This window comes from Pantoea phytobeneficialis (assembly GCF_009728735.1).
In the GTDB taxonomy this organism is placed as follows: Bacteria; Pseudomonadota; Gammaproteobacteria; order Enterobacterales; family Enterobacteriaceae; genus Pantoea; species Pantoea phytobeneficialis.
In genome coordinates this window covers 2,239,424-2,265,462 of sequence record NZ_CP024636.1, presented here as the reverse complement: position 1 = coordinate 2,265,462, position 26,039 = coordinate 2,239,424, and the positions used below count along the sequence as shown (strand labels likewise).

22 protein-coding genes are annotated in these 26,039 nt (G+C 55.0%); 9 read left to right on the top strand and 13 right to left on the bottom strand.

Translation table 11 applies throughout. The features are described 5' to 3' along the window. The first annotated feature begins 2 nt into the window (after positions 1-2). Positions 3-323: a YdbL family probable chaperone protein gene (locus CTZ24_RS10540; RefSeq protein WP_208723488.1), complete on the top strand. Its 321-nt coding sequence runs from the start codon at positions 3-5 to the stop codon at positions 321-323. A 53-nt stretch (positions 324-376) separates the two neighbouring features. Here the strand turns inward: CTZ24_RS10540 and azoR are convergent, their stop codons facing one another. Then, positions 377-976, bottom strand: a complete 600-nt coding sequence (gene azoR, locus CTZ24_RS10535; protein WP_021183147.1) for an FMN-dependent NADH-azoreductase — start codon at positions 974-976, stop codon at positions 377-379. Positions 977-1,221: 245 nt separating this feature from the next. On the opposite strand from azoR, the gene hrpA reads away from it, so the two are divergent. Continuing rightward, positions 1,222-5,118, top strand: coding sequence for an ATP-dependent RNA helicase HrpA (gene hrpA / locus CTZ24_RS10530; RefSeq protein ID WP_208723487.1), 3,897 nt, complete (start codon positions 1,222-1,224; stop codon positions 5,116-5,118). A gap of 50 nt (positions 5,119-5,168) precedes the next feature. Here hrpA and CTZ24_RS10525 read toward each other — a convergent pair whose 3' ends face one another. The 6 genes from CTZ24_RS10525 to rstA all read right to left on the bottom strand — a co-directional run bounded on the left by CTZ24_RS10525 (position 5,169) and on the right by rstA (position 10,436). Further along, positions 5,169-5,975 carry a trypsin-like serine peptidase gene (locus tag CTZ24_RS10525; RefSeq protein WP_021183149.1) on the bottom strand — a complete coding sequence of 269 codons (807 nt, stop codon included), beginning with the start codon at positions 5,973-5,975 and terminating at the stop codon, positions 5,169-5,171. Between the two features lie 116 nt (positions 5,976-6,091). Continuing rightward, positions 6,092-6,172 carry a small membrane protein YdgU gene (ydgU, locus tag CTZ24_RS26975; protein ID WP_462982560.1) on the bottom strand — a complete coding sequence of 27 codons (81 nt, stop codon included), beginning with the start codon at positions 6,170-6,172 and terminating at the stop codon, positions 6,092-6,094. 83 nt (positions 6,173-6,255) lie between these two features. Beyond that, positions 6,256-6,699 (bottom strand): acid resistance repetitive basic protein Asr, encoded by a 444-nt coding sequence (gene asr, locus CTZ24_RS10520; RefSeq protein ID WP_021183150.1) that lies wholly within the window; start codon positions 6,697-6,699, stop codon positions 6,256-6,258. A gap of 205 nt (positions 6,700-6,904) precedes the next feature. Continuing rightward, on the bottom strand, positions 6,905-8,392 hold the full coding sequence (locus CTZ24_RS10515) for a carboxypeptidase M32 (RefSeq protein ID WP_208723486.1): 1,488 nt from the start codon (positions 8,390-8,392) through the stop codon (positions 6,905-6,907). Between the two features lie 14 nt (positions 8,393-8,406). Further along, the gene (rstB, locus tag CTZ24_RS10510) at positions 8,407-9,714 is read right to left on the bottom strand and encodes a two-component system sensor histidine kinase RstB (RefSeq protein WP_021183152.1); all 1,308 of its coding nucleotides are present in this window, start codon (positions 9,712-9,714) and stop codon (positions 8,407-8,409) included. After that, positions 9,711-10,436, bottom strand: a complete 726-nt coding sequence (gene rstA, locus CTZ24_RS10505) for a two-component system response regulator RstA (protein ID WP_208723485.1) — start codon at positions 10,434-10,436, stop codon at positions 9,711-9,713. The genes rstB and rstA overlap by 4 nt, the downstream gene beginning before the upstream one ends. Positions 10,437-10,613: 177 nt before the next feature. Here rstA and CTZ24_RS10500 point away from each other — a divergent pair, with 177 nt between their 5' ends. Continuing rightward, a complete protein-coding gene (locus CTZ24_RS10500) occupies positions 10,614-11,027 on the top strand; it encodes a hypothetical protein (RefSeq protein ID WP_208723484.1) in 414 nt (137 codons plus the stop codon). Here the strand turns inward: CTZ24_RS10500 and CTZ24_RS10495 are convergent. Both CTZ24_RS10495 and ydgH read right to left on the bottom strand, forming a co-directional pair. Next, positions 11,024-12,415, bottom strand: a complete 1,392-nt coding sequence (locus CTZ24_RS10495; protein ID WP_021183155.1) for a basic amino acid/polyamine antiporter — start codon at positions 12,413-12,415, stop codon at positions 11,024-11,026. The genes CTZ24_RS10500 and CTZ24_RS10495 overlap by 4 nt on opposite strands. A gap of 207 nt (positions 12,416-12,622) precedes the next feature. Beyond that, entirely contained in the window at positions 12,623-13,576 is a 954-nt protein-coding gene (ydgH, locus tag CTZ24_RS10490; protein ID WP_208723483.1) for a DUF1471 family protein YdgH, read from the bottom strand. Between the two features lie 540 nt (positions 13,577-14,116). Here ydgH and pntA point away from each other — a divergent pair. Beyond that, positions 14,117-15,649, top strand: a complete 1,533-nt coding sequence (gene pntA, locus CTZ24_RS10485; RefSeq protein ID WP_208723482.1) for a Re/Si-specific NAD(P)(+) transhydrogenase subunit alpha — start codon at positions 14,117-14,119, stop codon at positions 15,647-15,649. Between the two features lie 11 nt (positions 15,650-15,660). After that, positions 15,661-17,049: a Re/Si-specific NAD(P)(+) transhydrogenase subunit beta gene (gene pntB, locus CTZ24_RS10480; protein ID WP_021183158.1), complete on the top strand. Its 1,389-nt coding sequence runs from the start codon at positions 15,661-15,663 to the stop codon at positions 17,047-17,049. 87 nt (positions 17,050-17,136) lie between these two features. Here the strand turns inward: pntB and uspE are convergent, their stop codons facing one another. Both uspE and fnr read right to left on the bottom strand, forming a co-directional pair. Next, a complete protein-coding gene (gene uspE / locus CTZ24_RS10475; protein ID WP_021183159.1) occupies positions 17,137-18,099 on the bottom strand; it encodes a universal stress protein UspE in 963 nt (320 codons plus the stop codon). A 119-nt stretch (positions 18,100-18,218) separates the two neighbouring features. After that, positions 18,219-18,971, bottom strand: coding sequence for a fumarate/nitrate reduction transcriptional regulator Fnr (gene fnr, locus CTZ24_RS10470; protein WP_021183160.1), 753 nt, complete (start codon positions 18,969-18,971; stop codon positions 18,219-18,221). A 240-nt stretch (positions 18,972-19,211) separates the two neighbouring features. Here fnr and smrA point away from each other — a divergent pair, with 240 nt between their 5' ends. Further along, entirely contained in the window at positions 19,212-19,769 is a 558-nt protein-coding gene (gene smrA, locus CTZ24_RS10465; RefSeq protein WP_208723481.1) for a DNA endonuclease SmrA, read from the top strand. On the opposite strand, the gene CTZ24_RS10460 is transcribed toward smrA, so the two are convergent. Further along, positions 19,766-20,686, bottom strand: coding sequence for a LysR substrate-binding domain-containing protein (locus tag CTZ24_RS10460; protein WP_021183162.1), 921 nt, complete (start codon positions 20,684-20,686; stop codon positions 19,766-19,768). The genes smrA and CTZ24_RS10460 overlap by 4 nt on opposite strands. A gap of 312 nt (positions 20,687-20,998) precedes the next feature. Here CTZ24_RS10460 and CTZ24_RS10455 point away from each other — a divergent pair, with 312 nt between their 5' ends. Both CTZ24_RS10455 and hglS read left to right on the top strand, forming a co-directional pair. Continuing rightward, entirely contained in the window at positions 20,999-22,333 is a 1,335-nt protein-coding gene (locus CTZ24_RS10455; RefSeq protein WP_208723480.1) for an MFS transporter, read from the top strand. An 88-nt stretch (positions 22,334-22,421) separates the two neighbouring features. Further along, entirely contained in the window at positions 22,422-23,759 is a 1,338-nt protein-coding gene (gene hglS, locus CTZ24_RS10450; RefSeq protein ID WP_208723479.1) for a 2-oxoadipate dioxygenase/decarboxylase HglS, read from the top strand. A gap of 46 nt (positions 23,760-23,805) precedes the next feature. Here the strand turns inward: hglS and CTZ24_RS10445 are convergent, their stop codons facing one another. Beyond that, on the bottom strand, positions 23,806-24,240 hold the full coding sequence (locus CTZ24_RS10445; protein WP_021183165.1) for a DoxX family protein: 435 nt from the start codon (positions 24,238-24,240) through the stop codon (positions 23,806-23,808). A gap of 191 nt (positions 24,241-24,431) precedes the next feature. On the opposite strand from CTZ24_RS10445, the gene CTZ24_RS10440 reads away from it, so the two are divergent. After that, a complete protein-coding gene (locus CTZ24_RS10440; RefSeq protein ID WP_208723478.1) occupies positions 24,432-25,949 on the top strand; it encodes a carboxylesterase/lipase family protein in 1,518 nt (505 codons plus the stop codon). Positions 25,950-26,039: the final 90 nt, after the last annotated feature.

Here is a 26,039-nt window from a genome sequence, read left to right as displayed (position 1 = left end):
CGATGAAACAAAAAGGAATCGCGTGGTTGCTGGCGATGCTGTTGGTACCTTCCGCCTGGGCACTGACGCTTGATCAGGCACGTCAGCAGGGGCGCGTCGGCGAAACCCTGAGCGGTTATATTGCGGCGCGTCAGCAGGACAGTGAAACCCTGGCGCTGGTGAAACGTATCAATGAGGGACGCAGCCAGCAATATCAACGCGTGGCGCAGCAGAACAATCTCACCAGCAGTGAGGTGGCACGCATTGCCGGGGAAAAACTGGTGGATCGTGCCGGTGCTGGCGAATATGTGCAGGGCATCAATGGACAATGGTTGCGCAAATAGCAAAAAAAACCGGGCACTCAGGCCCGGCAAAAAGATAGCATTCTTTTTAAAGATTACGCAGCAACAATCTCTTTGATCGCGTCTTTCGCATCGCTGGCCGCTTTGGTCGCCACTTCCGGACCGTAAGCGATACCTTCTGCGAACACGAAGTTCACATCAGTGATGCCGATGAAGCCGAGGAACAGCTTAACGTACGGCGTCAGCAGGTCAGTCGGGGTATCTTTGTGGATGCCGCCACGGCTGGACAGAATCACTGCACGTTTACCTTTCACCAGACCTTCCGGGCCTGCTTCGGTGTAACGGAAAGTTACGCCAGCACGGGCAATCAGGTCGAAGTAGTTTTTCAGCTGAGTCGGGATGTTGAAGTTGTACATCGGCGCAGCGATAACTACGACGTCATGAGCTTGCAGTTCAGCAATCAGTTCGTCTGACAGAGCCAGCGCTTCTTGTTGACGCGGAGACAGCGGTGCGTCAGACGGACGCAGCGCACCCACCAGCTCACCGTCCAGAACCGGGATCGGATTCGCGGCCAGGTCACGAACGGTGACGGTATCACCTTTGCTCTGTGCCTGTTCAACATAGAAATCAGCCAGTTGGTTGGACTGAGAGTAACCGGCGAGGATGCTGGATTTCAGAACTAATACTTTGCTCATGGTGTTTTCCTGTTTGTTACGCGGAAGGCTTACCGCTCAATGCGTTACACTCTACGGAGATCCCCCTGCGGTGAAAAGCGCAATATTTCGAGAGCTATGTTCGAATTTATTGAATAAGGCCGCACGCGCGGTCAGGGCGGCAGGGGCAAATTATGCTATGATGCCGTCCATTAATTGATTGAATCCGCCGTGATTTTCGGCCGGCAGCGCACCGGTTGCCCTGCCACAACAGGTAACTCATTACTATGTCATCATCCGTTACTTCTCCTTTAGCGCCGCTCTGGACGCGACTTGATAACCTGATGTTACGCGATCGCCAACGGTTACAACGGCGACTCCAGGGCGCGACAAAAGTAAAAAATCCTGAAGCACAACAGGGGATTGCGACCGATCTGGCCGCCGAGTTCACCCTCGCGGAGCAGCGCGTGGCGCAACGTATGGCGGCTACGCCGCGCATTACCTTTCCGGAAAATCTACCGGTCAGCCAGAAGCAGCAGGCGATCGCTGAAGCGATTCGCGACCATCAGGTGGTGATCGTTGCCGGTGAAACGGGTTCGGGGAAAACCACGCAGTTACCGAAGATTTGTCTGGCGCTGGGCCGTGGGGTTAAAGGGTTGATTGGTCATACGCAACCCCGCCGTCTGGCGGCGCGCACCGTAGCGAACCGCATCGCGGATGAACTGGAGACGTCACTCGGTGGCTGCATCGGCTACAAGGTGCGTTTTAATGATCAGGTCAGCGACACCACCCAGGTGAAGCTGATGACTGACGGTATTTTGCTGGCAGAAATCCAGCAGGACCGCCTGTTGTTGCAATATGACACCATCATCATCGATGAAGCGCATGAACGTAGCCTGAACATCGATTTTCTGCTCGGTTATCTGCGCGAATTGCTGCCACGCCGTCCCGATTTGAAGGTGATCATCACCTCGGCGACCATCGATCCTCAGCGCTTTTCACGCCATTTTCACAATGCGCCGGTGATTGAAGTCTCCGGGCGCACTTTCCCGGTGGAGGTGCGTTATCGTCCTGTGGTTGAAGAAGCCGAGGATACCGATCGTGACCAGCTTCAGGCGATTTTCGATGCGGTGGATGAACTGGGACAGGAAAGTCGGGGTGATATCCTGATCTTTATGAGTGGTGAACGCGAAATTCGCGATACCGCCGATGCGCTGATGAAACGCGATTTGCCGCATACCGAGATTCTGCCGCTGTACGCGCGATTGTCGAATGCCGAACAGAACCGGGTGTTCCAGTCGCACAGTGGACGCCGCATCGTGCTGGCGACCAACGTGGCGGAAACCTCACTGACCGTGCCGGGTATTAAGTACGTTATCGACCCCGGCACGGCACGTATCAGCCGCTACAGCTACCGCACCAAAGTGCAGCGCCTGCCGATTGAGCCGGTTTCCCAGGCATCGGCTAATCAGCGTAAAGGCCGCTGTGGTCGCGTCTCGGAAGGTATCTGTATTCGTCTCTACTCAGAAGACGATTTCCTCAGCCGTCCTGAGTTTACCGACCCGGAGATTCTGCGTACCAACCTCGCGTCGGTTATTTTGCAGATGACTGCGCTCGGGCTGGGCGATATCGCTGCCTTCCCGTTTGTCGAAGCACCGGATAAGCGCAATATCCAGGACGGGGTGCGTCTGCTGGAGGAGCTGGGGGCGATCACCGTCAATGAGGATGGTCACTACAAACTGACGGCATCAGGACGGCAACTGGCGTTGCTGCCGGTCGATCCGCGTCTGGCGCGCATGGTGCTGGAAGCGCAGAAATTTGGCTGCGTACGTGAAGCGATGATCATCACCGCTGCGTTGTCGATTCAGGATCCGCGAGAGCGTCCGGTGGAGAAACAGCAGGCATCAGACGAAAAACATCGGCGATTTGCTGACAAAGAGTCAGATTTTCTCGCTTTCGTTAATTTGTGGAACTATCTCCAGGAACAACAAAAGGCGCTGTCGGGCAATCAGTTCCGTCGCCAGTGTAAAAGCGACTATCTCAACTATCTGCGTGTGCGTGAATGGCAGGATATCTATACCCAGTTGCGTCAGGTGGTGCGTGAACAAGGTATGCCGGTCAACAGCGAACCTGCGCCTTATCGAGAAGTACACTGCGCGTTGCTTACGGGCTTGCTATCACATATCGGGCAGAAAGACGCAGAAAAACAAGAGTTTACCGGCGCACGCAACGCCCGCTTCTCCATCTTCCCCGGTTCCGGGCTGTTTAAGAAGCCGCCCAAGTGGACCGTGGTGGCGGAGCTGGTGGAAACCAGCCGTCTGTGGGGACGCATTGCGGCACGCATCGATCCTGAATGGATCGAACCACTGGCGCAGCATTTGCTGAAGCGCAGCTACAGCGAACCGCACTGGGAAAAAGCCCAGGGTGCGGTAATGGCCAGTGAAAAAGTGACGCTGTACGGTTTGCCGATTGTACAGGCGCGCAAGGTCAACTACGGCCAGATTGATCCGCAGCTAAGCCGTGAATTGTTTATCCGTCACGCGCTGGTGGAGGGGGACTGGCAGAACCGTCACGCCTTCTTCCGCAGCAACCAAAAACTGCGTAGCGAAGTGGAAGACCTGGAACATAAATCACGCCGCCGTGACATCCTGGTTGATGATGAAACCTTGTTTGCTTTCTACGACCGACGTATCGGCAGCGAGGTGGTTTCCGCGCGCCATTTTGACAGTTGGTGGAAAAAGGCCAGCAAAGAAAACGCGGATTTGCTCAGTTTTGATAAGCAGATGCTGATCAAAGATGGCGCGGAAAAGGTCAGCCAACTCGATTACCCGAATTTCTGGCATCAGGGCAACCTGAAGCTGAAACTCAGTTACCAGTTTGAACCGGGCGCAGATGCTGACGGGGTGACGGTGCATATTCCGCTGCCGCTACTCAATCAGGTGGAGGAAGGTGGCTTTGAGTGGCAGATCCCGGGCGTACGCCGCGAGCTGGTGATTGCGTTGATTAAGTCATTACCGAAACCGGTTCGACGTAATCTGGTGCCCGCCCCGAACTATGCTGAGGCCTTCCTTGGACGCGTTACGGCGCTGGAGCTGCCGTTGCTGGATGCGCTGGAGCGTGAGTTCCGCCGCATGACCGGTGTCACCATTGACCGCGAAGCCTGGCAGTGGGATCAGGTGCCCGATCACCTGAAAATGACGTTCCGCGTGGTTGACGAACACAACCGTAAGTTGCAGGAAGGCAAGGACCTGCATCAGTTGAAGCAGGCGCTGAAAGGCAAAGTACAGGAAACCCTGTCGAAAGTGGCGGATGATGGGCTGGAGCAGAGCGGCCTGCATATCTGGAGCTTTGGTGATTTGCCACAAAGCTATGAACAGAAGCGGGGCAGTTATCAGGTCAAAGCCTGGCCTGCGCTGGTGGATGAAAAAGACAGCGTTGCCATCCGCCTGTTCGACAGCGAACAGGAACAACAAAAGATGATGTGGCGCGGTCAGCGGCGTTTGCTGCTGCTCAATATCCCGTCACCGATCAAATATCTGCATGAGAAGCTGCCGAACAAAGCCAAGCTCGGTCTGTACTTTAACCCGTACGGCAAAGTGCTGGATTTGATTGATGACTGCATCGCCTGTGGCGTGGATAAGCTGATGGGTGAAGCCGGTGGTCCGGCGTGGCAGCAGGAGAATTTCGAGCAGCTACGTGACAAAGTGCGTGCCGAACTGAATGAAACGGTGGTCACCATCGCGAAGCAGGTGGAGCAGATTCTGACCTGCGTATTCAATATCAACAAACGCCTGAAGGGCCGGGTGGATATGTCGCTGGCGCTGGCGTTGGCTGATATCAAAAATCAGATGAATGGCCTGGTATACCGTGGTTTCGTCACCAGCAATGGCTGGCAGCGGCTGGCGGATACCTTACGCTATTTGCAGGGCATCGAACGCCGTCTGGAGAAGCTGCCGGTGGACCCGCACAGCGATCGGGCGCGGATGTTGAAAGTGCAGGCGGTGGAGCAGGCGTGGCAGAGCTGGCGTAACAAGCTGCCGCCGCAACGTCAGGACGATGCAGAGGTGCTGGCGATTCGCTGGATGCTGGAAGAATTACGTATCAGCTACTTTGCTCAGCAACTGGGCACCCCTTATCCGATTTCGGATAAGCGTATTGTGCAGACTATGGAGCAGATGGGATGACCTTCGTATCGGCGCGATTTATCGCGCCGATACGGGGCATTAGCGCAATGCTATTGCGCTAATGCTTCCAGCTTGTCCCGGAACGAGGTGACGGCAATCGCACGGTTATCCGCACGATAACGGTCGGCCGGGGCAGGTGCCGAGCTTTGTACCGCAATCAGCTGCCAGCCATCATCTTTCTTCAGCAACAACGGTGAACCGCTGTCGCCGGGCAGGGTATCGCATTGATGCGATAGCACCGCGCGTTGCGCCCAGCCAGTCACCAGGCAATCGCTGTGTGAATACAGCGTATCCAGATGATCTTCCGGGTAACCCGCCTGTGTCACTTTACGACCGGTGGCTTTCAACGCATCGGTTAAATCGCCGCGTGATCCATCAAACAAGGGAATCGGGGTAATCGCCGAGGGTGGATTGTGCAGAATCACCAGACCGTAATCATAAGGGGCGGCGTCAGGCGGGACGATCCAGCCTTCGCCATCGGCTTTTAACTTACGCGCCAGCGACGGTTCGACGCGGGCGTCGATATCATGGATTTCATAACGCCAGCCCTTGCTGCCTGCCATAAAACGCAACGCCACCGGTTTGTCGAACTTACCGGGCGGGGTGAGCAGGCAATGACCGGCGGTGAGCGCCAGATGGGCAGAGATCAGCGTCGCGGTGCACAGGTTGCCACTTTCGGTCTCCAGTTGACCAATGGCGTCCCAGGGGGCAGCGCTGACATCGCTGATCGCTTTGCGGTGATCCTTGCCAAAGAACAGGGTTTTGATGTCATCAGGGCTTGGCCCGTCTTCATCATCGGCATGTGCTGCGAGGTTAAAGCTGAAAATACCAACAAATAACAGGATAGCCAGGCGCATAGTTCTCTCAATGGCGAGAATAAGTAGAGGTTTTTGTCATCACGCTTGAGCGATAACTATAGTCGGAGAGCGGTAAAAAAGGGAGAAATATTGGAATAATCAGCACGCTACAACGACTAAATAAAAAAACTGGCTGCGACAATGCCGCACAGGATCACCACAATCAAAATGATTTCGAAGCGATAGCGACGCACCATATTCCGCTACTCCAGTAAACAAACACCCGGCAGAACCGGGTGTTTTCAATCATTAATGCAAGGTCGGGCGCGCGAAGGCAACCTTATTTAGCGGCTTTTTTGGTCGCTTTTTTGTGGTGCTTTTTAGCAGCCTGAGCTTTCTGTGCAGCAGGTTTAGTTACTTTTTTGTGGTGCTTTTTAGCAGCCTGGGCTTTCTGTGCAGCCGGTTTGGTTGCTTTTTTGTGGTGCTTTTTAGCAGCCTGGGCTTTCTGTGCAGCTGGTTTGGTTGCTTTTTTGTGGTGCTTTTTAGCAGCCTGAGCTTTCTGTGCAGCCGGGGCTTTCTTAGCTACTTTTTTGTGCTTCTTGGCAGCCTGAGCTTTCTGAGCAGCGGCTTTCTTGTGTTTGTGCGTAGTTGCTTTGTGCTTAACCGGTGCAGCAGTAGTGGTTGCAGCAGCAGCCGGAGCCGGAGTAGCAGTGGTTTCAGCTGCGAAAGCTACAGAAGACAGACCCATAGCAGCGGCGATCACCAGCGCAAATAATTTTTTCATTGCAAATTCCTCGAACTATTTTTTCATGTGTAGCCCACTGCGGGGCCGGTGAAATGACTATATGTAATCGCAACAGTTCTTTCCGTGAGGGATTGGTATCGGCGTGTAACGGAATGTACAAAGGTGGCGGCGCGATTTATCGCGTGGGTTTTTATACGGCGAAAAAGGCGCGATGAATCGCGCCGCTACGAAAACGCCGCGCAGTTTAATCAGTCAGGTAACGTTGTTCAAGATGCTGACGGAAATAGGCCGGATTTAAGGTTTCTCCGGTGGCGTTCACCAGTAACTGTTGGGTGGGGAAACGACTGCCGTGTTGCCAGATGTTTTGTTGCAGCCAGTCAAACACCGGTTGCAGCTCGCCGTGCTGAATCAGCTCGCTAATCTGTGGAAGCGCGCGTTTAACCGCCTGGAACAGTTGAGCGGCATACATTGCGCCCAGGGTGTAAGTCGGGAAGTAGCCAAAGGCACCGTCTGTCCAGTGAATATCCTGCATGCAACCGTCGCGGTAATTACCACGGGTGTCGATACCCAGAGATTGCTGCATCTTTTCGTCCCACAGCGCAGGAATGTCATCAACTTCAATTTCGCCTTCAATCAATGCGCGTTCGATTTCGTAACGCAGGATGACATGCGCCGGATAGCTCAGTTCATCGGCATCGACGCGAATGAAACCAGGTTTCACGCGTTGGGTCAGCCGAATAAAGTTTTCACTGCTCAGGGCAGGTTGATCACCCATCAGGGCAATAACCTGCGGCTGGATATGCTGGAGAAACTCGCGGCTGCGTCCAAGTTGCATCTCCATAAACAGGCTCTGCGATTCATGCATCGCCGTGGAGCGTGCAAGCGCGACCGGCTGGCCGCGCCACTGCTGCGGCAGGTTTTGCTCATAACGGGCATGACCGGTTTCGTGGATCACCCCCATCATGGCGCTGAGGAAGTCATTCTCGTTGTAGCGCGTAGTGATACGGACATCTTCGGGTACCCCGCCACAAAACGGGTGAGCGCTGACGTCGAGGCGGCCATGATTAAAATCGAAGCCCAGCGTCGCCATCAGGCTCAGGCCGAGCTGCTTTTGTGCCTCAATGGCAAAGGGACCAACCGGGGCGAGGGTGGTCTGATGCTGTTGCTTTGCCACCACCTTTTGCAGCAGATCCGGCAGCCAGCTTTTTAAATCACCAAACGTCTGGTCGAGTTGGGCGCTGGTCATCCCCGGTTCGAACACATCCAGCAGGGCATCGTAGCGCGAGTTACCGGACGCTTCGGCGCGCAGTTGGGCTTCTTCGCGGCTTAATTTCACCACTTCCTTCAGATTGGCGGAGAAACCTTGCCAGTCGTTGGCCGGACGCTGGGTACGCCAGGCATGTTCGCAGCGTGATCCCGCGAGAGACTTGGCTTCCACCAACGAGGCGGGCAGCAGGGTAGCCTGCTGCCAGGCACGCTGCATTTCCGTCAGGTTTGCCTGCTCAACATCGTTGAGCGACTCCTGCTGCGCCGCCGCGAACAGGCCACCAAGGCGTTTATCGGTCAGCAGTTCGTGCATAAACACGCTCAGTTCCGCCATCGCTTCGCCCCGGGCACGGCTGCCTCCGGCTGGCATGGCGGTTTGCATATCTACGCCAGCAATGGCACCTAAATGACCAAAACGAGACAGGCGCAGAAAAGTGCGGCTAAGTTCCTGATAAGCTGAGGACACAGGCAAACTCCTTGTTAAGTTAAGCGCGAGGGGATTTCCCGCAACGGTAAGTCAACCGGCCAGCAAAAGCGAACGCTGGCTCCGCCCAGCGGGCTGCTTTCAATGGTGACGTTGCCCTGCAACGCCAGCGCGATGGAGTGGACAATCGCCAGCCCCAGACCACAACCCCCGGTGGCGCGATCGCGGCTGGGATCGAGTCGTACAAAGGGTTCAAACACGCGTTCGCGTTCTTCCTGCGGGATGCCGGGGCCATCATCCTCCACCTGCAAACAACCAACGCTGCCGTCAAACCACAGGCTGACACGCAACCGTGACTGGGCGTAGCGCAGCGCATTGTTGACCAGGTTATCCAGTACGCGTTCCATCAAACGGGTGTCGGCAACGCCGTAGTTTTCACGTTGCGGAATGTCGAGATCGATTTGCGCCTGTGGATTGATCGCCTGTACATCTTCAATATGCAGCCGCAGCCATTCAGCAAGATCGAACGATTTCAGGCTCAGGTCGACCCGAGGGCGGTCGAGACGTGCATAGGTGAGCAACTCTTCAATTAGACTCTCCAGCTGCCCGATGTCACGATTAAGCGCGGCAGATTCGCTTTCGCTGAGGTTTTCGCTCATCTCCAGGCGGTAACGCAGGCGTACCAGCGGGGTGCGTAATTCGTGGGCGATGCCGTCAATCAGCTGCTTTTTGCTGGCGACCAGCGTGTTGATGTTATCAGCCATCTGGTTGAAAGCCACGCCGAGGCGGAACAGGCTGGAGGTGCTGTCGAAATGGGTACGTACGTCCAGCTCGCCGCGGCCGAAGCGCTGCGCAGCTTTTTCCAGCCGCAGCATCTCTTTCCAGTGCGGGCGCATCCAGATAAACACCGGCAATGCCAGCGACATGCCGATAAACGCCAGCAACGCGATATCCAGCAGGCGCATCTGGTGCAGATAAAACAGATAAGGGATCGGGCCGACCGACAATACATAGTGGCTGCGCGGGATGTGTTGCAGGAAGGTGTATTGATCGTCGAGCGCGACGATTTCCCCCGCGCGCAACCGCTTCATATTCAGCTCATCAAGTTCATATTTACTCATTGGCTCGATGTGCAGGTCAAACGAGAGGTTGAGATCGAGGCTACGAATGGTTTTGTTCCAGTCATGTGGCGGGATCTCGCGCAACTCGCTGCGCATCAGAAACAGTGAGCTGGCCATTAAATCGTTCATCGACTGGCGTCCGGCGCGTTCGGCCGTGAATTTGTACACCAGCCCAACCAGCAGGGTCATCACCAGAAAACAGACAAACAGCAGCAGATAGAACTGGATAAAGAGCTTTCTCATGCGGTTCGGGTATCCCAGGCCTGCGGCGCGAACAGATAACCTTTGTTACGGATGGTTTTGATGCGAAACGGCTCGGTTGCGCTGTCGTACAATTTTTTGCGCAGGCGCGAAATTGCCACATCAATGCTGCGATCCATCCCGTCATAGCTGACGCCACGCAGGGTTTGTAACAGCGCATCGCGATTGAGGATCTGTCCGGCGTGGTTCGCCAGCTCCCACAGCAGATCGAAATCAGCGGTCGACAGGGTGATGTTTTCATCAAACAGCGTGACCTGACGATTCAGCGCATCGATGGTCAGCGAGCCAAAACGCAACACTTTTTGCGAGCTTTGGACCGCCGGTGCGATTTCCGGCTGGCCGATGTGCGCCTGGCGTAAATGAAGACGCAGACGTGCCAGCAGCACAGCGGGTGGGGTGGTTTTGAGAATATAGTCGTTGGCACCCATTTCCAGCGCCAGAATGTGGTTCATATCGCTATCCAGCGAGGTCAGCAACACAATCGGTCCTTGCCAGCTGGCGCGTAAGTCGCGACACAGGGTCATACCGTCTTTCCCTGGTAACATGATATCCAGCATCACCAGGTCAGGATCCGCAGCGGCAATGGTGGCTTCAGCGCGATCGCCGCGCGTTTCCACGATCACGTCAATATCATGACGCCCAAGGTAGGCGGCAATCAGTTCGCCGACTTCCGGTTCATCTTCCACATATACAATCTTGTTCATAATCCACTGCGACTGGTGAGTATGGACAGCAGCATAGCTTTTTCGGCCTTTCAGCTCTATGCTACAGCACGAAATATCCTTTGCTCTCTGGTATCCGCACGGTGAAATGTGCCATTATTACCGACGCGTTGTAGCGCAAGGTTCGGAACCGTAATGAAAAACAGGAGGAGTGCGAGGGTGTCTGATAAAGAGCTGGCTTCAGCCGGATACAGTGACCGCATCTGCTTCAATTACAGTGATTTCCTTTCCGCCTCGTGTAAAAAACGCTGGAGCTTCGTCGATGCTATCTATGGAGTGTTGCCAATTTTCGGCATGGTCACCCGTAAATCAGCGCACAGTTTACAGGCCAGCGATGACCATCTGAAAGAATTAGCATTACAAATCATTTCAACCCAGGTCAGTGACGAGATTAACATTGCTCGCCTGATTACCCTTGCTGAACAGCAGCACATCAGCCGCTTTGATATCCAGTTACCTTATCCGCTGTCGACGGAGCAGCTTGACGCTATCCATCATGAATACCGTAAGCCGCTCAACCTGACACAGCAGGGCGACCTGCTGTGTGTCACCATTCCCGGCAAGCCGCATTAATTCGCCAGCTGCCACACGGCGGGCAGGGACGCGGCCATCAACATCATAATCGCGATACGTTCCAGCTGTGACAGCGCGTTGCTGGCACGGCCGCCACGGCGCGCATAGAGAAACAGCAACACACCCGGCGCGTACAGCACCACCGAAAGCAGCAGATGCAGTGGACCAGAGGCGTACAGCAGCCAGATGCCATACAGGCTGGCACCGATGCCGGTCAGCATCAATAACGGTTTCTGCTGGCCGCGTACCACCTTGATCAGGTAAAGGCCAACCAGCAGATAGGGCACGAGGATCATCTCGGACGCGATGGTCAGCAAGGTATTGTAATCGGCGCCGGTGACGGCAATCAGAATCAGACAGACCTGAACGCTAGCGTTGGTGAGCCATAGCGATGCCGCAGGCGCGTTGTGGCGATTCTGGCGGGCGATGCTGCGCGGGAAGGCCCCTTGCTGCGCCGCGAGGAACGGCACTTCGGCTGCCATAATGGTCCAGCTCAGATAAGCGCCGCACACCGAGATAATCAACCCGATGGCAATCACCGCGTCACCCCAGTGGCCGATCAGATGCTGCATTAAGCCCGCCATCGAGGGATTGCGCATCTGCGCCAGTTCGGCACGCGGCACCACGCCAAGCGACAGCAACGTCACCAGCAGATACACCAGCAGCGCCGCCAGCACTGCCAGCAGGGTGGCGCGTCCGACATCTTTCTTATGGCGGGCGCGAGCTGACACCACCACTGCACCTTCCACGCCGATAAATACCCACAAGGTAATCAGCATGGTCTGCTTTACTTGTTCCCACAGCGGTTTGCCCAGGGCAACGCCAGTGAAATCGAGACGGAAACGGTCGAGGTTAAACGCCAGCACGGCCAGCACCACAAACAGCAGCAACGGCACCAGTTTACCCAGAGTTGCCAACAGATTGATGCTGGCTGCCGTCTGCACCCCGCGCAGCACCAGGGCGTGGACCAGCCACAACAGCACCGATGCACCGAGCATCGCCTGCCAGGTGTTGCCGTCACCAAAGACCACATGACCCGGACTGTCAGTGAAAAAACTCAGGGCGGAAAAAACAATCACCAGATAGGAGACGTTGGCTATCACTGCGCACAGCCAGTAGCCCCACGCAGAGCAGAAGCCCATCAACTCACCAAATCCGGCACGCGCATAGGCGAAGATGCCGCCATCCAGCTCCGGTTGCAGACGCGTCAGAAACAGCATCGCCAGTGAGAGCAACAGAATTCCGACGCCGGTGATTAACCAGCCAATCAGCAATGCCGCAGGACCGGCAACTGCGGCCATATTTTGTGGCAGGCTAAATACCCCTGCGCCGAGCATTGAACTGAGCACCAGCGCGGTGAGCGCGCTAAGACCTAATTTTTTATCCAAAACGCCATTCCTGAACAGCAGAGTCTGCTGGGTAAAAACGATTCCGCTGGAGATTAATGCGACGAATTGCCGTCGTTAACACGGAATACCCTGAAAATCAGGCGGCAGATTCTACGGAGTGCAACACGGGAAGGCAATGCATGATGATGCAGAGATGCTCAGCATTTATGCAAATAGCAGGGCGACGGGTGCCGCCCTGTAGGGAGATTACTTGAACAGATCAGCCGTGACGGTCAGGTTACCGCCGCTCTGGTTCTGCCACTGACGGGTGACATGGTAGAACTTCGCCCCTTTATCCGCGGCGCGTTTTGCCACTTCTTCAGAGATCTCAGTCGGTGAACCGAAGTGGCCGGTAAAGGTCACGGTATCAAACGGCTGCATTTGTGCCGCCGTGATGGCATTCACTTCCTGAATTTTGGTGCCGTTTGGCAGGGTGACGGTATAGCGCTGGCCGGTGGAGGATTGGGTTTCAAAGAAACGACCTACACTGTTGCTTGGCGTTTCTGATGAAGCAACACCCGGGATCTCCACTTTCTTCGCTTCTGCGCCACCGGCTGCCAGCGCAGCTTTACCGGCTTCAGAATCGGCCGGAATCAGGTTCGGGCTTTGTACCTTACGTTCTTTGGCATCGGCCTTGTAGACATAGGCCGTCACGTACTGGTTGCCACCGTTGTTGGCGTCAATTTGACGAATAATAAAGAAGGAAGCCGCACCTTTCTCTTTGGCCGCTTTCGAAATGGCGTCGTTGACGTCCGGCTGGCTGGAAAAGAAGCCGCTGACGGAAACGGTATCGAACGGTTCCAGACGGTAGGCTTCCGCTTTCGGCAGCGCTTTAACGCCGTTGTAGGTCAGGTATTCCGTCGTTTTGGACGCTTCTGGGGCATCGGCATGATACAGGTCAGCCGTCACACGCCAGTTACCACTGTTACCGGTGGCATCGTTGATGCCCTGGATATAAAAAGAGGCTGCGCCCAATTCGTCTGCACGTTTTGAGACAGCGTCAGCAGCGTCGCCAATGGCGTTGAAACGGCCGGTGATATTAATACGTTCGAATGGCTTCAACGCGGCCGCTTTTTCCGGCGTCAGTTCCTGCGCAGCAAACGCATTGGCTGCCAGCAGAGATAACAAGGTGGACGCCAGAATGGTGTTCTTCAGCTTCATAAAAATGATCCTTCGCCTTACGCAAAAATGAGTACGAAAACGTGCTGGACTCTTGATGTATAACAGATTAGCCGCTGATTATTGCATGTAATAATCAGCCTGTCTCAGCCAATTTATGCGGCCTGAATTGACAATCATCCCGAATTATTCATTTGGTTGTCATCACTATCTGCTATGGCGTTTTTTTGTGCGCGTTACCACTAAATCTGGTAATACTTAGTACCGTAATAGTTAAAGCATTGTTAAATAAAGGTTTTTAATAACACTTAATTCGCCGTGACACGATTTTGCTCAGCATATAATTTTTTATTATGGCCGAAATCTAGTGGCAAAACGCGGCAATCAATCTTTGCTTCTGAATATTTGTGTGAATGTCATAAGTATGCATTATCGCTGTGGATCGCTATTCATATTTTCAGTAGGTTATAAAGACTTTGTTACATTGCGCATTTCGCTCATAAGTAGCTGAAACATTGTTTCAGTTGCATGAGCTTGTGCCGCTTACAGACCCTCATCCTTTAACCGATGAAAGGAAACAGTATGTTAATTGGGATACCCAAAGAGCGGTTAGCCAACGAATCGCGCGTGGCTGCCACGCCGAAAACCGTTGAGCAACTGATCAAGCTGGGATTCAGCGTAACCATCGAGCAGGGCGCAGGTATTCGGGCCAGCTTCGATGATGACAGTTTTGTTGCCGCAGGCGCGACCATCAGCAACACCGACGCGGTGTGGCAGTCTGATATCGTGCTGAAAGTGAATGCACCTGATGATGACGAGATTGCCCTGACGCGTGCAGGTAGCACGCTGGTGAGCTTTATCTGGCCTGCGCAGAACCCGGCGCTGCTGGAGAAACTCGCGGCACGTAACGTGACCGTAATGGCAATGGATTCAGTACCGCGTATTTCGCGTGCTCAGGCACTGGACGCACTCAGCTCCATGGCGAATATTGCGGGCTATCGCGCTATCGTTGAAGCCGCCCACGAATTTGGCCGCTTCTTTACCGGACAGATCACCGCCGCAGGTAAAGTGCCGCCCGCCAAAGTGATGGTGATTGGTGCAGGCGTGGCGGGTCTGGCTGCGATCGGTGCGGCGGGCAGTCTTGGCGCTATCGTGCGTGCCTTTGATACCCGTCCGGAAGTGAAGGAACAGGTGCAGAGTATGGGCGCCGAGTTCCTTGAGCTGGACTTCGAGGAAGAAGCGGGCAGCGGCGACGGTTACGCTAAAGTGATGTCAGAAGCCTTTATTAAGGCAGAGATGGAGCTGTTTGCTAATCAGGCGAAAGAGGTCGACATCATTGTCACCACCGCCCTGATCCCTGGCCGTCCGGCACCGAAACTGATCACCAAAGAGATGGTCGCCAGCATGAAACCGGGTAGCGTGATCGTCGATCTCGCGGCACAAACCGGCGGTAACTGCGAGTTGACCGTGGCGGATAAAGTCACACTGACCGAAAACGGCGTGAAGATCATCGGTTATACCGATCTGCCAAGCCGTCTGCCGACCCAGTCATCCCAGTTGTACGGCACCAACCTGGTGAACCTGCTGAAGCTGCTGTGTAAAGAGAAAGACGGTCAAATCACCGTTGATTTCGAAGACGTGGTGATTCGTGGTGTCACCGTCATCCGTGAAGGCGAAGTCACCTGGCCGGCTCCGCCGATTCAGGTATCTGCTGCGCCAAAAGCGGCACCGGCTGCCGTCGCGCCGAAAGAGAAAGTCGAGCAGAAACCGGCGTCACCGTGGCGTAAGTTGGTGCTGCTGGCGCTGGCCGTGGTGTTGTTCGCCTGCCTGGCGAATGTAGCGCCACCGGAGTTCCTGTCGCACTTTACCGTGTTTGCGCTCTCCTGCGTGGTGGGTTACTACGTGGTGTGGAATGTCAGCCATGCGCTGCACACGCCGTTGATGTCGGTCACCAATGCGATTTCCGGCATTATCGTGGTTGGTGCGGTGTTGCAGATGGGCCACGGTGGTTGGGTTACGCTGCTGGCGTTTATCGCGGTGCTGATCGCCAGTATCAACATCTTTGGTGGCTTTACCGTCACCCAGCGCATGCTGAAAATGTTTCGTAAGAATTAAGGGGTAACAACATGTCTGGCGGATTAGTCACTGCAGCATACATTGTTGCCGCGATTCTGTTTATTTTCAGCCTTGCAGGTCTCTCGAAACACGAGACGTCAAAGCAGGGTAACATTTTTGGTATGAGCGGGATGGCGATTGCGCTGCTCGCTACGATCTTTGGCCCCAACAGCGGCAACGTTGCGTGGATCCTGCTGGCGATGGTGATCGGTGGTGCGATTGGCGTACGTCTGGCGAAGAAAGTCGAGATGACCGAGATGCCGGAGCTGGTGGCGATTCTGCACAGCTTCGTGGGTCTGGCGGCGGTACTGGTGGGCTTCAACAGCTACCTCGACCACGCACCGGGTCTGTCGGCGGTGATGGAAAATATCCATCTGACCGAAGTGTTCCTCGGTATCTTTATCGGTGCGGTGACCTTCACCGGTTCGATTGTCGCCTTTGGTAAGCTGCGCGGTAAGATTTCATCTCGCCCGCTGATGCTGCCGCATCGTCATAAGCTTAACCTGCTGGCGTTGGTGGTATCGTTCCTGCTGCTGGTGTGGTTTGTTCGTACCGAAAGTACCGGCGCACAGGTGTTCGCGCTGTTGCTGATGACCGTGATTGCGCTGGCGTTTGGCTGGCATCTGGTGGCTTCTATCGGTGGTGCCGATATGCCGGTCGTGGTGTCGATGCTGAACTCCTACTCAGGCTGGGCAGCCGCAGCCGCCGGTTTTATGCTGAGCAACGATCTGCTGATCGTCACCGGTGCGTTAGTGGGGTCGAGCGGTGCCATCCTGTCGTACATCATGTGTAAGGCGATGAACCGTTCCTTTATTAGCGTGATTGCCGGTGGTTTTGGTACTGACACCAGCGTCGGTGGTGAAAGCGAAGAAGCCGGTGAACACCGCGAAATCAACGCAGAAGAAACCGCTGAACTGCTGAAAGCGTCATCTTCGGTGATCATCACCCCAGGCTACGGCATGGCAGTGGCGCAGGCGCAGTATCCGGTGGCGGAAATCACCGAGAAACTGCGCGCGCGCGGCATCAAGGTACGTTTCGGTATCCACCCGGTGGCAGGGCGTCTGCCTGGTCATATGAACGTGCTGCTGGCGGAAGCGAAAGTACCGTACGACGTGGTGCTGGAGATGGATGAAATCAACGATGATTTCAGCGATACCGACACCGTACTGGTTATCGGCGCGAACGACACCGTCAACCCGGCCGCGCAGGAAGATCCGCGCAGCCCGATTGCGGGTATGCCGGTCCTGGAAGTATGGAAAGCGCAGAACGTTATCGTGTTTAAGCGTTCCATGAATACCGGCTATGCCGGGGTGCAGAACCCGCTGTTCTTCAAAGACAACACCCAGATGTTGTTTGGTGATGCGAAGGCCAGCGTAGAAGGCATTCTGCGCGCGTTATAAAACAAAAAGGGCGACATACCGTCGCCCTTCATTATCTGTAGCTGCGCGATTTATCGCGCGGCTTTTTCTGCCAGCGAGCACAGCAGGTTAGTCGTCATCATCCTCTTCGTCATCATCATCAAGCTCGATCGGCGATTTAAAGTCATCAGGTTTGATGGCCAACAGATCGCAGCGCAGATGATCAATCACCTGTTCCGCTGTATTTCCCAGGAACGCCGCCGACAACCCGGTGCGACCGATGGTGCCAAGTACCACAATACCGGCACTAAGATGGCTGGCGATATCCGGGATGACTTCTTCCGGTAAACCTTTCGCGACGTGGGTAAACTCTTCGCTAATCGAGAACTTCTGCCGCAGCGCTTTCATCGCCACCAGATGCTGACCGCGAATGGCGTCGTTATACACGCTGGGGTCAAAATCCGGCAGTTCGATAGCGATATTGATTGGGGTAATCGGGTAAGCACCGACCAGATGCACTTCGGTATGGTTGACCATTTCGGCCAACTGGGTGGTTTCGCGAATCAATTTTTGATTGAGAGCGTCATGATGGGGTTCTTCGCTGGCGAGGTTCACCGCCACCAGCGCTTTACCGCCTTCCGGCCACGGCTGATCTTTTACCATCCATACCGGGCAAGGGCATTTACGCAGCAGGTGCCAGTCGGTGGGGGTAAAAATTACCGCTTCCAGACGATCGTGCTGATGCGCCATCTTCAGCACCAAATCGTGATGATGGGTCATCACCTCATGAATAATCGCTTCGTACGGACGGTTGTGCCAGATAACCTTAATTTCAATATCAACGCCCGCCTCCAGATAAGCGTGGGCCTGCTCGCGGATCCATTCGGTACGCTGGCTGATCACACCTTTACGCATGTTGGCGCGCTCATCCGGCGACAGCAGGGTGGTCATTTCGTAGGAGAAATCATAGATAGGCAGGAAAGCTTTGATTTTTCCGCCGATACGTTGATTGAGATAAACCGCACGCCGCAGCGCGGGTTGATCATCCTGTTGTGCGTCAATCGCGACCAGAATATTTTGGTACCGGGACATAGGGCAATCTCCTCAAAACCAAAGCAAGTTGGGTTAAAGATAGCCTAAGTTATGACAGTGCTGAAAGGAAAAAGTTGTTGCCGGATCAATAAAATAACAATTATTGATCCGGCTGAGTATCAGGCGGCTTGCTCAGTCTGACCAGCAAGTTCTGCCAGCATTGAGTGGTTTTCGATAGTGATATATTTGCCTTTTACCGCCAGCATGCCACTTTTCTGGAAACGACCGAGTAAACGGCTGATGGTTTCTACGGTTAGTCCCAGATAGTTACCAATATCGCCACGCGTCATGGTTAAGCGGAACTCACGTTGGGAGAAACCACGTTGACCAAAACGGCGCGACAGGTTCCAGATAAAGGCGGCGAGACGCTCCTCAGCATTCTTCTTGGACAGCAACAGAATCATGTCCTGATCGCCTTTGATCTCACCACTCATCAGACGCATCATCTGCTGACGCAGTGCGGGCATTTTACCGGAGAGGTCATCCAGGGTTTCGAACGGGATTTCGCACACCATCGCGGTTTCCAGCGCTTGCGCAAAGCTGGGATGATGGGCGCTAACAATGGCGTCAAAACCGACCAAATCACCTGCCAGATGGAAACCCGTAATTTGCTCGTCACCCTGTTCGGTGATGGTGTAGCTTTTGATGGTGCCCGAGCGAATGGCATACAACGATTTCAATTCATCACCGGCTTTGAACAACGTCTGGCCTTTTTGAATGGGCTTTTTGCGTTCAATAATATTATCCAGCTGATCCAGTTCGTGTTCGTTCAGCGTGAAGGGAATACACAACTGGCTGATACTGCAATCCTGGCAATGGATGGCACAACCGCCAGACTGAATACGTCGAATGCTGCGTTTTTCCGGGATCATAATATGTACGCTCGATGATTATTGACTGCCGTCAATTTTAACATTTTTTCATGCAAAGGGCACTCGTCCGAGCTGTAATAATCCTCAAAAAAAGTGTGGCTGGCGCAAAAATAGTTGATCAGCGCTAACTCCGCTATTTGCGGATAATTTCTACAACGGGAATATTGATCTGGCACGTTTTGTTGACACTCAGCGTGCATGCTAAGCTTGCAACGCTAAATTGTCCTGGGAGAAAAAACCATGAACCTCGATGATGATGATCTGTTCCGCGATGCCGTGGGTGATGTGACACCGTTGAAAGATTGCGCGAATACCCAGTGGCTGCGTGCGCCCTCGACCAGGGTGCCGCAACGTATTGAGGAAGAAGAGAACTTTCTGACGCGTGGTTTTCTGGAAATTATTCCGCTGGCGACGCCGCTGGAGTATAAAGCGGACGGTATCCAGCAGGGCGTGTTGGACAAATTGCGGCTGGGCAAATATCCGCTGGATGCCAGCCTCAATCTATTGCGTCAGCCGGTTGAAACCTGCCGTCAGTCGCTGTTCAGCTTTATGATGCAGGGGCGCAAGCAGGGGTTACGTAATTTGTTGATCATCCACGGCAAGGGACGTGATGACGAGTCACATGCCAATATCGTGCGCAGCTATGTGGCGCGCTGGCTGACACAATTCGACGAGGTGCAAACCTTCTGCGTCGCGCAACCCCACCACGGCGGGGCCGGGGCGCTGTATGTTGGCTTGCGTAAAACCGATCAGGCCCGCCTGGATAACCGCGAACGGCACGCCAAGCGCAGCCGTTAGCTGTGGAACTTACGGATGGTGGCCATCAACACCTCTGCGCTCAGGCTCAGGGTATTGCCGGTACGGGTGATAATACCGACCGGCTCACCTGGCCCGGCTGACGAGATGGGCAGGGCGCACAACGCATTATGATTTAAATCCTCTTTAACCGCCCCGGAAGGCACAAACCAGACATAGTCGTAGCGTAACGCCAGCTGGCGTGCCAGGGACGTTGAGGACGTTTCCACGCAGTTGGCGGGGAGTGAACAATCTTGTTCATCCAGCATTTGTTGCGCGATACGACGTGGGGCCGTGCCCTCCGGGGAGATCACCACGGGCCACTGCATCGCGCGCGATAGCGTGACGTTGTCACTCAACAGCGGATGCTCCGGGCGTACCACCAGCTTTAACGATTCAAGAAACAGCAACTCGTAAGTCAGGCCCGCCATCATTTCACTGTCGGCCATACGGCCAATACCGATATCAAATTCGCCAGCCCGCAGGCCCGCTAACAACACATTATTATGCAGCGTCGCCACCTGTACCGTGGTGTTGGGTTGCTGCTGGTGAAAGCGATCTAAAATTTGCGGCAGCATACCCATTGCGGCGGTGGTCAGCGCGCCGAGGCGGATGACCATCGGGCGTCCGGGTAACGGTGAGTTAAAGCTTTGTCCTGCATGATTCAGGGCATCCAGCACCTTAATCGCGTGGGTCAGGAATTGTTCGCCCAGGGTGGTCAGTTGGGCGCCGAGACGACCGCGTTCAAATAAACGTGCTCCAGCCAGTTCCTCCAGCTCATTAAGGGTTTTCGAGAGTGCAGGCTGGCTCAGGTTCAGCGTTTCTGCTGCCCGACCCAGCGTGCCTTGTTGCGCGACAGCAACAAAGGTATGTAAATGGCGCAAGCGAATGCGCTGATTGAAAAGGATATTTTTGTCCATAACCTCACACTTAATGAGATTTCCGGGTTGCAGGCAACTGGCAAAACGAAATTCTGTTAACTTACCTGCAAAATTATATTAACAATATTAGCTTGCAATACGGCAAACGCATAAGCTGCTGTTATCACAATAAATCCCGAATATTCATCTGGTTGAGTCGTTATCAGCTTCTTAAGTTTCAGATGCTTAAGATGGCTAAGCCTGAATAATTCTCAGTTACATTCAAAAATCCTGCCCGTTATTATTAACAATGCGCTATCATAAGCGCCGTTTTTTTTACCAAAACTGATGTTTAAAAGCAGGAGTTCGGCCGTGACCAGCGTTGAAGCAGTAGATGTACGCCAGCTGATTAATCAGAGCACGCTGAGTCGCTGGCAAAAGCGCTTAATTGCGCTCTGCTTCCTCGTCGTGGCGCTGGATGGCATGGACATCGCGCTGATGGGATTTATCGCGCCGACGCTGCGCGCGGCCTGGGGTGTCAGCAATCATCAACTGGGTATGGTGATCAGTGCGGCCTTGATTGGACTGGCGCTGGGCGCGGTGTTCGCCGGGCCGCTGGCGGATCGCTATGGTCGCCGCATGATGATTCTGCTTAGCGTCCTGTTCTTTGGCTTGTGGACGTTGGCCACAGCGATGGCGCAGAACATCGAACAGATGATGCTGTTTCGTTTTCTCACCGGGCTGGGATTAGGCGCGGCGATGCCGAATGTTGGCACCCTGGTGGCGGAATACGCGCCGGAACGCCGCCGCTCCTTCATTATTACCGTGGTGTTCTGCGGGTTTACCTTTGGCGCGGCCTCCGGTGGTTTTGCCGCTTCCTGGCTCCTGCCTCGTTATGACTGGCACTCGGTGATGTTGTTGGGCGGAATGCTACCGCTGGTGGTGTTGCCTTTTCTGCTGCGCGGCCTGCCGGAGTCGGTACGTTTTCTCATCAGCCGTCAGGCACCGGCGGCACGTATCCACGCCATTCTCGACCGCATGTTGCCGGGCGCGGTGCAGGCCAACAGCCATTTCCACAGCGTTGAACCCACCACCGTGCGTGCTGGCGCAATTGCCACCGTCCTCTCACGCCGTTATTTGTTTGGCAGCCTGATGCTATGGGGCGGCTACTTCATGGCGCTGTTTCTGGTCTACCTGGTCGGTAGCTGGTTACCGTCGCTGGTCCATACCCTTGGCATGTCAGTGACCGCAGCCGCGATCATCACCGCGATGTATCAGGCGGGCGGCACCCTCGGCTCGCTGTTTACCGGTTGGCTGATGGACCGTGTTAACGCGAATCTGGCGCTGGCGGTGATCTACTTCTGTGGCGGCATCGCCATTGTCGCGATGGGTTTCTCTCCGGCGCGGGTCGACCTGATGAGCGCCATCGCTTTTTGTAGCGGTTTTTGTTTTAACGGTGCCAACACCGGGATGAATGCGTTATCCGCCAGCTATTATCCCACGCATGCACGCGCCACGGGCTCCAGTTGGATGCATGGCGTGGGGCGGGTCGGGGCGATCCTCAGTGCCTTTATCGGCGCGGAACTGCTTTCCCTCGGCTGGTCATTCAGCCATATCTTCCTGATGCTGGCGCTGCCGGCGCTGCTGACCACCGTGATGCTGTTGCTGAAATGTCGTTTTGGTGACCCGCGAGCCGCCGACGAGTGACAGCGCGATCACACTTCGAGGAAATTGTTACCCGGCGCTAAAGGGTTGATCTACATTAGCATCACCCCCGTAGCACAAGGTGATGACCATGGACAATTTCCTCACCAGCGATGCCATCCGCACGCTGTTTTCCCAGGCCATGTCGGCGATGTACCAGCAGGAAGTGCCGCAGTACGGTGTGCTGACCCAACTGGTCAGCGCCGTGAATGAACGCGTGCTGGAAGCCAATCCTGATCTGAAAAACCGTCTGGCGGCGGCGGATGAACTGAGCCGCCTGAGTGTGGAGCGCCACGGCGCGATTCGTGTGGGCACCGCAGCAGAGTTAAGCATGTTGCGCCAGATGTTTGCGGTGATGGGGATGTATCCGGTGGGTTATTACGACCTGTCGCAGGCCGGTGTTCCGGTGCATTCCACCGCGTTTCGTCCGGTCAGTGACAGCGCGCTGCGACGTAATCCGTTCCGGGTATTTACCTCGTTGCTGCGGCTGGAGTTGATCAATGATGAGGCGTTGCGTGCGAAAGCCGCCGACATTCTGGCGGCGCGCGACATCTTCACGCCACGTTGCCGGGCGTTAATCGCCCAACATCAGCAACAGGGTGGTCTTAACGCGGCGGATGCGGCGCAGTTTGTCAAAGAGGCGCTGGAAACCTTCCGCTGGCACGCCGATACCACGGTCGACAGCGCCACCTATCTGGCGCTCAGCCATCAACACCGTTTGATAGCCGACGTTGTCTGCTTCCGCGGCTGTCATATCAACCACCTGACGCCCCGCACCCTGGACATTGACCGGGTGCAGACGCTGATGCCGACACGCGGTATCGATCCCAAAACCCTGATTGAAGGTCCACCACAACGTCAGGTGCCGATCCTGCTGCGTCAGACCAGCTTTAAAGCGCTGGAGGAACCGGTGCATTTTCGCGATGGTTTTCAGGGTACGCACACCGCCCGCTTTGGTGAAATCGAACAACGTGGCGTGGCGTTAACGCCGAAAGGTCGCGCCCTGTACGACAAACTGCTGGCGGAAGCAGGTACCGGTAAGGACAACCAGCAGCATCAGCAGCATCTGGCGGAGGTGTTTCGCGCCTTTCCCGATGATGAAGTCAGCCTGCGCCGCGAACAACTGGCGTGGTTCAGCTATCGGCTGACGGAAAAAGGGATTCAGTCACCGCCCGGAGCCGAAGAGAGTATGGAACAGTTGATGGCAGAAGGACGCTTGCTGGCGGAACCGATCACCTATGAAGATTTTTTGCCGGTCAGCGCTGCGGGGATTTTTCAGTCCAACCTGGGTGATGAGGCGCACGTCCGCAGTGCCGGTCATGCCAGCAAGGCGGCGTTTGAAACGGCGCTCGGTGCGGCTGTGCAGGATGAAATGGTGTTATATCAACAGCTGCAACAGCGCAGCCTGGCGCGTTGTGGTCTGGCATAAGATAAAAAAAGCCGGTCTGCGTCAGGCAGACCGGCGGTTTTTTTCATTATTGCAGGCGCGGATTGCGCACCAGCGTATACTTCCCGGCACCCAAAAACATAATGGCAAGTGCGCCTAGCGTGTAAAGGGCTTCCGTCTCCAGGGACCATGCACCGACATCCGTCAGATGCCAGACAACCCCCATTTTTACCAATAGCGTGGCGACAATCATGTTGATCACAATAATGAAGGCCGCAGGGCGCGTCATTAAGCCAACGATCATCATAATGGGTGCCAAAATTTCCCCGATGTAAGCACCGTAAGCGATGAAACCTGGCATGCCTCTGACGGTGAGCAGATGTTCGATCCATGCCACTCCGTGGACCACTTTAAATTCACCGTGGAACAGCAGCAAACCGCCAAATGTCAGGCGGAGCAGCAGCTTAGCGAAATCCGGGTGATCACACATCCGGGTAAACAGTTGGTTAATTCCACCAAACATCGCGCTTCTCCGTCTCGCCAGGTTAACGTGTAACCTTAATGTAGACTGCCAAACGTTTGCCAGCCAAAAAATTTGAACGAGATGTTCAGCATTTCGCGTGATGATTCAGCTTAATCTGCAAATTCCTGAGCGACATGGACATTCGCCCCGGTCCTGCAAATAATGGAGAAATGATGATCAGGGAAGCCGAAATGAAAAACCAACGACGTCTGAGGATCTTGACTGCGGAAGGAGAACTCAGAGGCTCAATGGATGATGAGCTGTTTGTCTTCAAAGGTATACCCTATGCCGCGCCCCCGGTTGGCGCGTTGCGCTGGCGGCCACCGCAGGCGCTGCAACCCTGGCAGGGTGAACGTGACGCCACGGCATGGGGGCCGGCCAGCTGGCAAAATCGGGACTATTGTCTGCTTGCCGGTGGTGGCGACCCGGGTCATTTCAGCGAAGATTGTCTCTACCTTAATGTCTGGACGCCAGATATTGAACCCGCGCGCCCGCTCCCGGTGATGGTGTGGCTGCACGGCGGTGGATTCAGCATCGGCGCAGGCAGCCTGGATCCTTATCGCGGCAAGGCGCTGGCAGCGCAGGGCGCGGTGGTGGTGACGCTCAACTATCGCCTCGGCCATTTCGGCTTTTTTGCCCATCCGGCGCTGGATGCAGAGTATCCCGCCGACAGCGTGGTGAATAATTTCGCCCTGCTTGATCAGATCGCGGCGCTGCAATGGGTGCAACGTAATATCCCGGCGTTTGGCGGCGATCGCCGCAATATCACGCTGTTTGGCGAATCGTCAGGCGCGCGTAGCGTGCTGTCCTTGTGCTGCTCGCCATTGGCGGAGGGGTTATTTCATAAGGGCATAGTACAGAGCGCCTACAGCCTGCCAGATACGCCGCGCGTGCAAGCGCAGCAGGTAGGTCAACAGGTGGCGGCCCATTTTGGACTGGCTGCGAATGCCAGCGCCAGCGATCTCCGTGCGTTACCGGCGGATGGATTCTGGCCGCTGCAACGCCCGCTGGCGCTTGGTCCGGTGCCGATCAGCGGCGATATCGTCCTGCCACAACCGATGTTGGCGACCTTTATGGCTGGCAGGCAGCATCGGGTTCCCTTGATGATCGGCAGCAACAGCGATGAAGCCAGCGTTCTCGATTTTTTTGGTGTGGATGCCACCCAGGTTCTGCAACAGCTACGCCAAAAAAATCGCCTGAGTTATCAGTTAATTAAATGGTTATATGATATCCACGATGATGCCCTGCTCGGGCGCGCCGTGGCTCGTGATATGGCCTTTTCCGTGCTGCCATTATTGGTCGTGCAGGCCCAACACAATATTGGTATGTCTGGTTGGCGTTATTGGTTTGATTACGTTTCTGAACAGTCGCACGACCTCTATCCCCACGGTGCCTGGCACGGTAATGAAGTCCCCTATGTGTTTAATACCTTAGATACGCAGACGCCAGCCGAGGGCCGCAGTTACACCGCCGCTGATTATGCTGTTGCGACGCGCCTCAGCGCCCTGTGGATCACCTTTGCCCGCGATGCCAGCGAATTCAGTTACCAGTTGCGCAGTGAGATTGACTGGCCGGTGTGGCGTTCAGATAACGATGTCACCCTGATGGTTGGCCGTGATGCGGAAAAACCGTTCAGTTTGCAGCGCCGGTTTATGCGCGGGCGGCTGCGTCTGTTCCGCCTGATGATGCGCAGCATGGTGAAACTTTAGTTCACTGGCTAATGGTTAAATTTCGCAAACCTTTTTTTAAAACAAATTTTCCTGCATCCCTCTGATTTCATTCATACAATCTTTTCCTTT

Excerpts from the sequence above, each read along its gene's own strand:
- CTZ24_RS10540 (WP_208723488.1), top strand. The coding sequence starts at position 3 with ATGAAACAAAAAGGAATCGCGTGGTTGCTGGCGATGCTGTTGGTACCT.
- azoR (WP_021183147.1), bottom strand. The coding sequence starts at position 976 with ATGAGCAAAGTATTAGTTCTGAAATCCAGCATCCTCGCCGGTTACTCT.
- hrpA (WP_208723487.1), top strand. The coding sequence starts at position 1,222 with ATGTCATCATCCGTTACTTCTCCTTTAGCGCCGCTCTGGACGCGACTT.
- CTZ24_RS10525 (WP_021183149.1), bottom strand. The coding sequence starts at position 5,975 with ATGCGCCTGGCTATCCTGTTATTTGTTGGTATTTTCAGCTTTAACCTC.
- ydgU (WP_462982560.1), bottom strand. The coding sequence starts at position 6,172 with ATGGTGCGTCGCTATCGCTTCGAAATCATTTTGATTGTGGTGATCCTG.
- asr (WP_021183150.1), bottom strand. The coding sequence starts at position 6,699 with ATGAAAAAATTATTTGCGCTGGTGATCGCCGCTGCTATGGGTCTGTCT.
- rstB (WP_021183152.1), bottom strand. The coding sequence starts at position 9,714 with ATGAGAAAGCTCTTTATCCAGTTCTATCTGCTGCTGTTTGTCTGTTTT.
- rstA (WP_208723485.1), bottom strand. The coding sequence starts at position 10,436 with ATGAACAAGATTGTATATGTGGAAGATGAACCGGAAGTCGGCGAACTG.
- ydgH (WP_208723483.1), bottom strand. The coding sequence starts at position 13,576 with ATGAAGCTGAAGAACACCATTCTGGCGTCCACCTTGTTATCTCTGCTG.
- pntA (WP_208723482.1), top strand. The coding sequence starts at position 14,117 with ATGTTAATTGGGATACCCAAAGAGCGGTTAGCCAACGAATCGCGCGTG.
- pntB (WP_021183158.1), top strand. The coding sequence starts at position 15,661 with ATGTCTGGCGGATTAGTCACTGCAGCATACATTGTTGCCGCGATTCTG.
- uspE (WP_021183159.1), bottom strand. The coding sequence starts at position 18,099 with ATGTCCCGGTACCAAAATATTCTGGTCGCGATTGACGCACAACAGGAT.
- fnr (WP_021183160.1), bottom strand. The coding sequence starts at position 18,971 with ATGATCCCGGAAAAACGCAGCATTCGACGTATTCAGTCTGGCGGTTGT.
- smrA (WP_208723481.1), top strand. The coding sequence starts at position 19,212 with ATGAACCTCGATGATGATGATCTGTTCCGCGATGCCGTGGGTGATGTG.
- CTZ24_RS10460 (WP_021183162.1), bottom strand. The coding sequence starts at position 20,686 with ATGGACAAAAATATCCTTTTCAATCAGCGCATTCGCTTGCGCCATTTA.
- hglS (WP_208723479.1), top strand. The coding sequence starts at position 22,422 with ATGGACAATTTCCTCACCAGCGATGCCATCCGCACGCTGTTTTCCCAG.
- CTZ24_RS10445 (WP_021183165.1), bottom strand. The coding sequence starts at position 24,240 with ATGTTTGGTGGAATTAACCAACTGTTTACCCGGATGTGTGATCACCCG.
- CTZ24_RS10440 (WP_208723478.1), top strand. The coding sequence starts at position 24,432 with ATGAAAAACCAACGACGTCTGAGGATCTTGACTGCGGAAGGAGAACTC.